The following is an 864-nucleotide window of genomic DNA, read 5'->3' as shown; positions in this document are numbered from 1 at the left end:
ATGTCAACTAAGTTTTTTATTTCGTTTGCCGCGTTCTGCGTTATTGCATCGGCGACTTGTCCTATATTACACCTCTAAGATGAAATCGTCAACACCTTTTTATAAAGATATTCAATTTAATATTTTTATGCTCTTTTAGCTAGATATGCCTATACAAAGAGTCATTACTAGAAACCACCTTCTGCTTCTCTTTAATTTATTCTTCCAAAACATATTCGATTTCATTTGAACTCTAGACTTAATTCTTGTAGACATGTCCCTCCAACAAAACTAGCAACCTTATTTTAACAAATACTAGTATATAATTAGAGAGTTGTTGTACTAGCAATAAAACTCTATTAGAAGCAGGTGAAAATATGAAAGATATACGTATCCTTATAGCAGACGATGATAAAGAAATCCGAAATTTATTAAAAATATATTTAGAACGAGAATTATATATGGTAGATACTGCGGTTAATGGTGAAGAAGCCTTGCAATTATTTAATCAAAACAACTATAACCTCGTTATATTAGATCTTATGATGCCGAAAGTAGATGGTATCCAAGTATGTAGAAAACTTAGAGATAAAACTAACGTACCTATATTAATGCTAACCGCTAAAGATCACGAAATTGATAAAATTTTAGGTTTAAGCATTGGCGCTGATGATTACATTACGAAACCTTTCAGTATTCACGAAGTAGTTGCACGAGTAAAGGCTCTTATGCGGCGTTTTTTAGTTCTTGGAAGTAACACTACTGCACAAGAGAAAACAATTTTAGCTTTCAAAGGACTAACTATCGATTGTAACTACTCAGCTTTTTCAGACAAAAAAGCAGGCCAAATACATGTTTCCGATTTGAAAACATGAAAAAAAATAC

The 864-nt window shown here is 31.9% G+C and carries 1 pseudogene; it reads left to right on the top strand.

Annotated features, from left to right (window positions below):
* Positions 1-356 precede the first annotated feature (356 nt).
* Positions 357-818 (top strand): annotated as a pseudogene (locus JDS99_RS30755) (response regulator transcription factor); the annotation flags it as partial.
* Positions 819-864 lie beyond the last annotated feature (46 nt).

This window comes from Bacillus cereus group sp. N6 (assembly GCF_016483705.1).
Taxonomy (GTDB): Bacteria; Bacillota; Bacilli; order Bacillales; family Bacillaceae_G; genus Bacillus_A; species Bacillus_A wiedmannii.
Note: the sequence above shows the minus strand (reverse complement) of the source record. Positions and strands in the feature narration are given on the sequence as shown.